Annotated in this window: 7 protein-coding genes and 1 pseudogene (1 of these 8 only partly in view); 6 read left to right on the forward strand and 2 right to left on the reverse strand. The window is 47.5% G+C overall.

Annotated features, from left to right (window positions below):
- The first annotated feature begins 69 nt into the window (after window positions 1-69).
- The 6 genes and pseudogenes from nudC to HYN51_RS01205 all read left to right on the forward strand — a co-directional run bounded on the left by nudC (window position 70) and on the right by HYN51_RS01205 (window position 4521).
- Window positions 70-845 (forward strand): annotated as a pseudogene (gene nudC / locus HYN51_RS01180) (NAD(+) diphosphatase).
- A gap of 105 nt (window positions 846-950) precedes the next feature.
- Window positions 951-2015 (forward strand): uroporphyrinogen decarboxylase, encoded by a 1065-nt coding sequence (hemE, locus tag HYN51_RS01185; RefSeq protein WP_108901178.1) that lies wholly within the window; start codon window positions 951-953, stop codon window positions 2013-2015.
- Complete coding sequence (gene nfi, locus HYN51_RS01190) at window positions 2008-2697, forward strand: deoxyribonuclease V (protein ID WP_108901179.1); 690 nt, start codon at window positions 2008-2010, stop codon at window positions 2695-2697. The genes hemE and nfi overlap by 8 nt, the downstream gene beginning before the upstream one ends.
- 60 nt (window positions 2698-2757) lie before the next feature.
- Entirely contained in the window at window positions 2758-3348 is a 591-nt protein-coding gene (locus HYN51_RS01195; protein WP_108901180.1) for a YjaG family protein, read from the forward strand.
- A 188-nt stretch (window positions 3349-3536) separates the two neighbouring features.
- Window positions 3537-3812, forward strand: a complete 276-nt coding sequence (hupA, locus tag HYN51_RS01200; protein ID WP_108901181.1) for a nucleoid-associated protein HU-alpha — start codon at window positions 3537-3539, stop codon at window positions 3810-3812.
- 61 nt (window positions 3813-3873) lie between these two features.
- The gene (locus tag HYN51_RS01205) at window positions 3874-4521 is read left to right on the forward strand and encodes a DUF1481 domain-containing protein (protein ID WP_108901182.1); all 648 of its coding nucleotides are present in this window, start codon (window positions 3874-3876) and stop codon (window positions 4519-4521) included.
- Window positions 4522-4851: 330 nt separating this feature from the next.
- Here HYN51_RS01205 and purD read toward each other — a convergent pair whose 3' ends face one another.
- Both purD and purH read right to left on the reverse strand, forming a co-directional pair.
- Window positions 4852-6141, reverse strand: coding sequence for a phosphoribosylamine--glycine ligase (gene purD, locus HYN51_RS01210; protein WP_108901183.1), 1290 nt, complete (start codon window positions 6139-6141; stop codon window positions 4852-4854).
- A gap of 41 nt (window positions 6142-6182) precedes the next feature.
- Window positions 6183-6357 carry the final stretch of a bifunctional phosphoribosylaminoimidazolecarboxamide formyltransferase/IMP cyclohydrolase gene (purH, locus tag HYN51_RS01215; RefSeq protein ID WP_108901184.1) on the reverse strand. The gene runs 1415 nt beyond the window's last position, so the window shows 175 of its 1590 coding nt (coding positions 1416-1590); the start codon falls outside the window, past its right edge; it ends in the stop codon at window positions 6183-6185.

The raw sequence follows: 6357 nt of genomic DNA on the forward strand, positions 1-6357 counted from the left end.
GCAAGTTAAAGTAATGTAAATCTATTGTTGTTAGATTGCCAGCAAATTAAGAGGTTGAGCAAAACGTTTATGGAACAACAACTACAAGGTAATGAATCTGGCTGGTGGTTATTGAGCCACGCCGGGAAATTATGGTTGCCAAAAGGTGAGGTTCCCTGTGGTAGTGCTAAAGATTTTGGCTTATCCGGTGAAAAAGCCCATCGAATTGGTGAGTGGCAAAGTGAGTCTGTTTGGCTGGTATGTAAAGAACGCTCAAGGGATATGGCTTCGGTTCGGCAATTGCTAAATGAAGACCGTGGATTGTTTCAACTTGCAGGCAGAGCGGTTCAGCTAGAGGAATTCTATCGGGCACATAAGTTCTGTGGCTACTGTGGTCATCCTATGTATAGCAGCGATCGGGAGTGGGCCTGTTTGTGCAATAACTGCCGCCAGCGCAACTATCCGCAAATTGCCCCTTGCATTATCGTTGCGATCCGTCGTGAAGACCGGATTTTACTGGCGCAACATAACCGCCATCGAGGGGGATTTACACCGCACTGGCTGGCTTTGTTGAAGTGGGGGAAACACTGGAGCAAGCGGTAGCCCGAGAAGTACAAGAAGAGAGTAATTTGCAGGTGACTAATCTGCGCTATATCTCCTCTCAGCCTTGGCCGTTTCCACACTCCCTGATGATGGCTTACTTAGCTGATTACGCGGGCGGAGAACTGAAAATCGATACTTCAGAATTGCTGGATGCTGACTGGTTTCGCTATGACAATCTTCCTCAACTTCCTCCTCCGGGTACGATAGCGCGTCGATTGATTGAAGATACCATCGCATTATGTCGATCTGAGCATGATGATTAGCATTTTGCCGATTAGGATATGGGGTAGATATAGTAATATGCCCTCTTTATATTGGAAGAGCTTGTTGCATGTTACAATGCGCGCAATACCAGAAGGATAAAAATAATGAATCAATTAAAAAACGATCGCTATCTGCGTGCGTTATTACGCCAACCTGTTGATATAACCCCTGTCTGGATGATGCGTCAGGCCGGGCGTTATTTACCTGAATATAAAGCAACCAGAGCTGAAGCCGGTGATTTTATGTCGCTGTGCAAAAATGCCGAACTGGCTTGTGAAGTGACATTACAGCCACTGCGTCGTTATGCACTGGATGCGGCTATCCTGTTTTCCGATATTTTAACCATTCCTGATGCGATGGGGTTGGGACTCTATTTTGAAGCCGGTGAAGGCCCTCGCTTTGAACGTCCTATCACCTGTAAGGCGGATGTTGATAATCTACCGGTTCCCGATCCGGAACAGGAATTGGCTTATGTGATGAATGCGGTACGTACTATCCGTCGTAATCTGGCTGGAGAGGTTCCTCTTATCGGTTTTTCTGGCAGCCCGTGGACATTGGCGACCTATATGGTTGAAGGCGGTAGCAGCAAAGCATTCACTAAAATCAAAAAGATGATGTATGCCGATGGACCTGTGTTGCATAAGCTACTGGATAAGATCGCAGACAGCGTTGTTTTATATCTGAATGCCCAAATTAAAGCCGGTGCACAGTCAGTAATGATTTTTGATACTTGGGGCGGTGTGTTAACCGGGCGTGATTATCTGGAGTTTTCACTGGCCTATATGCACAAGATTGTTGATGGCTTGATTCGCGAAAATGAAGGTCGCAAAGTGCCGGTGACGCTGTTTACTAAAGGCGGAGGTCAATGGTTAGAAGCCATGGCGAATACCGGATGTGATGCGCTCGGTCTGGACTGGACTACCGATATTGCTGATGCCCGTAAGCGGGTGGGCGAGCGGGTGGCGCTACAGGGCAATATGGATCCTTCCATGCTGTATGCTCCACCAGCCAGAATTGAACAGGAAGTGGCGAGTATTCTTTCTGGATTTGGTCACGGTAACGGTCACGTATTTAATCTGGGCCACGGCATCCATCAGGATGTTCCACCTGAGCATGCTGGTGCTTTTGTCGAAGCGGTTCATAAACTGTCTCGCGCCTATCATGATTGATACCGCTTCTTTGCGGGCTGAACAGTCTGAAAAAGCCCAGTTGATTGTCAGAGACGATCGGCTGGGTTTCACTGAACCTGATTGGATTGCCGGTGCAGATGTCGGTTTTGAACAAGATGGAACCATAACTCGGGCAGCGATAGCCATTCTGAGCTATCCCAAGTTGGAATTGGTGGAGTACCAGATTGCCCGGGTACCTACAAATATTCCCTATATTCCCGGATTACTCTCTTTCCGCGAATGCCCTGCTTTACTGGTTGCATGGCAAAAGCTCACCATTAAGCCCCAGTTGTTGTTTGTCGACGGCCAGGGTATTGCCCACCCTCGACGGCTTGGTGTAGCCAGTCATTTTGGTCTGTTAGCGGATATACCAACCATTGGCGTGGCAAAGAGTCGCCTGTGTGGGCAACATCGTCCATTAATTGCAGAACCAAGCGATTTGGCCGAACTGACCGATAGGAATGAGGTCCTTGGTTGGGTGTGGAATAGTAAAGCGCGTTGTAAGCCGCTGTATATTTCAGTGGGACATCGAATTAGCCCGGATAGCGCACTGGCGTGGGTGAAACGCTGTATGCGCGGTTATCGTCTGCCGGAACCAACCCGTTGGGCTGATGCCATTGCTTCGCGGCGCCCTGCATTTTTGCGCTGGCTGGCGGAACATCCAGAAAAAATTATTGATTAAGCTACGGCTATTATAATGTGGGTATTTTCCCATCATGTTGAATATTAATGAGATATCTTAATGCTACGTAATCCGATTCACAAACGTATGGAAAAGCTGACCAGCTGGCAGCATTACACTTTTATGGCCTGCTTGTGTGAGCGTATGTATCCAAATTATCAGGCGTTTTGTCACCAAACCGGGTTTGCGGAACCTCAAGTATATCGTCGTATTCTGGATTTGATTTGGGAAACGCTGGTAGTGAAGGGCGCGAAAGTGAATTTTGATAGTCAACTGGAGAAGCTGGAAGATATCATTCCGGGTGCGGAACAGTTTGATATATATGGTGTTTATCCTGCTATTGATGCCTGCGTTGCCCTGAGTGAAGTGTTGCACTCGCATTTAAGTGGTGAAACATTAGAACACGCGATCGCCGTGAGTGAAATGTCAGTCCGTACTGTAGCGATGCTGGAGATGACCGAAGCTAACCGCGAAATGACTGACGATGAGCTAAAAGCCTTGCCACTCATTGAAAATGAATTCGATGTCCAATGGGAAATATACCGCCTGCTGGCCGAATGCGAAGAGCGTGATATTGAGCTGATTAAAGGGCTAAGAGCAGACCTGAAAGAGGCCGCAACTAGCAATATCGGTATAAATTTAACACAATAGATGATAAAACGTGATTCAGAGCCTAAATAATAGCATGTTAAGGCTTCACAGCCGCCCTCTATTGGTCTACATTTGTCTTGCCTTTGAAAGGTGGCTATCGAGACGCTTAGGCTAAGGGTTGAGAAACTTTCTTTTCCCGCCCGTGTTCGATACATTGCATGCCATAAAACACATTGTAAGGATAATTTATGAACAAGACTCAACTGATTGACGTAATTGCAGACAAGGCTGGTATTACTAAAGTTCAGGCCAAAGCGGCTCTGGAATCAACCTTAGGTGCAATTACTGAGTCTCTGAAAGATGGTGACCCAGTACAACTGGTTGGTTTTGGTACATTTAAAGTGAATCACCGTAATGCTCGTACTGGTCGTAACCCACAGACTGGTAAAGAAATCAAAATTGCTGCAGCTAATGTTCCAGCATTTGTTTCTGGCAAAGCGCTGAAAGAAGCTGTTAAGAGTTAATTAACAGCCACTTAATGAGATAAAAAAGGGGCAGAATGGCCCCTTTTATCATATTCAGACCATGATAAAACGACTAATTGTTATAAGCAGCCTGATTCTAGCGGGATGCAGTACTTCATCAAAAGATCCTACCTTAAACGCCTCGGGCTACATTGCCAATGATGGCATGATGAGAGTCTGGACTAAAATCAGTGGCGAAGGGCAGCCGATGCGGCTGATGAGTGTGTATACACCTTATACCGGCAGCACTGTTTCCACTTATTATGAATATGCGGCAGGAAAAGTCAGTCTGATTCGCCGTGAAGTTCAAACACCTGATGGCTATCCCAAAGAATTATTGCGTCTGGATAGTGAGGGCAACGCCAGTTTTATGCAGCGTCAACTGGCGGATCGCAATGAACAGCTCTCTGCCGACGATATTCTTAGACTAAAATACGAAGAGCAGAGAATTCTGACAACCAGTGAGTCGCTTGATGCCGGTAAGATCGTGTTGCATCAGGGCTATATTAATAACGGTGAAATTATTACTTGTGCCGGAGAGACAGTGAATCCGGTATTTTCGTATGACCAACAGTCATGGATTGAAAAGCGGGTGCGTAATGGCGGCTTTATCAGTCTGGCGTGGTTAGATGCGCCGCGAGGAATGCAGTTGTTGTTGGTAGCGAATGAGAATTTTTGTTCGTGGGAGCCGAAGTTGGCGACGTTTTGATTGGTGATGGGTTCTTTTAAAATCAGCATCAATGGATATTCCGGCCGTAAAAGTAGAGTGCCTATATTTGCAGAGTGCTCGGCCGGAAGACAATCTGTACTTAATTTCTGAGTGCGTCGGGCCTAGTCCGCCTAGGGGCGGTTATGAAACACCTTTCGGTGTTTCACCCTTCGGGCCAGCACTAGCGCTGTTCAAACAGGCAAAGCCTGTTTGTCGTTGGCTCACGCCAAGTCGACCCCAACGGCGGCCTCTCTCCCTCCGTTTGAAATCTGTAAAATTAAATAACAAAAGGTCGCCATACAGCGACCTTTTGTATTACTGACGAATGAATTACTTCTGGCTTTCGCGTTCGATGGCGCGATAGCCGATGTCTTTACGGTAGATGCAGCCGTCCCACTGGATTTGTGCGGCGATTTCGTAAGCACGGCGTTGGGCTTCGGCAACGCTGTTTCCTAATGCGGTTGCACAGAGTACTCGTCCACCTTGGGTTACCACGTGGCACTCTTTCAAACCGGTACCGGCGTGGAAAACTTTACCGTCTTTCATCTCTTGCTGTGGCAAGCCGATAATCACATCATTATTGCGGTAGTCGCCAGGGTAACCGCCAGCGGCCAGAACCACGCCCAGTGAAGCGCGTGGATCCCAGCGGGAGGTTTTTTCATTTAGCTTACCTTCTACCCCCGCCAGACAAAGTTCGATCAGGTCAGACTGCATCCGCAACATGATTGGCTGAGTTTCCGGATCGCCAAAGCGGCAGTTAAACTCAATAACCTTCGGCTGACCGGCTTCATCAATCATTAATCCGGCATACAGGAAGCCAGTATAGGTGTTGCCTTCCGTCTCCATGCCTTTTACCGTTGGCCAGATAACTTGATCCATGATGCGCTGATGCACTTCATCAGTAACCACTGGCGCGGGTGAGTAAGCACCCATTCCACCGGTATTTGGGCCTGTGTCACCATCATAAGCACGTTTATGATCCTGACTGGTTGCCATTGGGACTACGTTCTTACCATCAACCATCACAATAAAGCTGGCCTCTTCACCGGTAAGAAATTCTTCCACGACGATACGATGACCAGCATCACCAAAGGCATTACCTTCCAGCATATCTTTAGCGGCTTCTTCCGCGTCTTTCAGAGTCATTGCCACAATAACGCCTTTACCGGCAGCCAGACCATCGGCCTTAATCACGATTGGAGCACCTTTGGCGCGAATATAAGTGAGTGCCTGATTAATATCGGTAAAGTTTTGGTATTCCGCGCTGGGAATGTGATTGCGAGCCAGAAAATCTTTGGTGAAGGCTTTAGATCCTTCAAGCTGGGCGGCTGCCTGAGTGGGGCCAAATATTTTTAGTCCAACTTGGCGAAAAGCATCAACTATACCGTTAACCAGCGGGGCTTCTGGCCCAACGATGGTTAAACCGATATTTTCTTTTTGGGCAAAATGTACCAGAGCATCAATATCTGTTGCGGCAATTGCCACATTAATCAGATTTGGCTCCAGTTCAGTACCGGCATTGCCGGGAGCAACAAATACGTTATCAGCTAGAGGTGACTGGGCTGCTTTCCATGCCAGCGCATGCTCTCGCCCGCCATTACCAATAATTAATATGTTCATCTTTCTGGCTCCGTTTAAATATCGACATTCAGTTATTGGTATTAGTGACGGAAATGGCGCATATCGGTAAAGATCATTGCGATACCGTGTTCATTGGCTGCGGCAATAACTTCATCATCACGGATAGAACCACCTGGCTGAATAACGCAGGTGATACCTACGGCAGCGGCGGCATCTATACCATCACGGAACGGGAAGAAAGCATCGGATGCCATT

It is taken from the genome of Limnobaculum parvum (genome assembly GCF_003096015.2).
Taxonomy (GTDB): domain Bacteria; phylum Pseudomonadota; class Gammaproteobacteria; order Enterobacterales; family Enterobacteriaceae; genus Limnobaculum; species Limnobaculum parvum.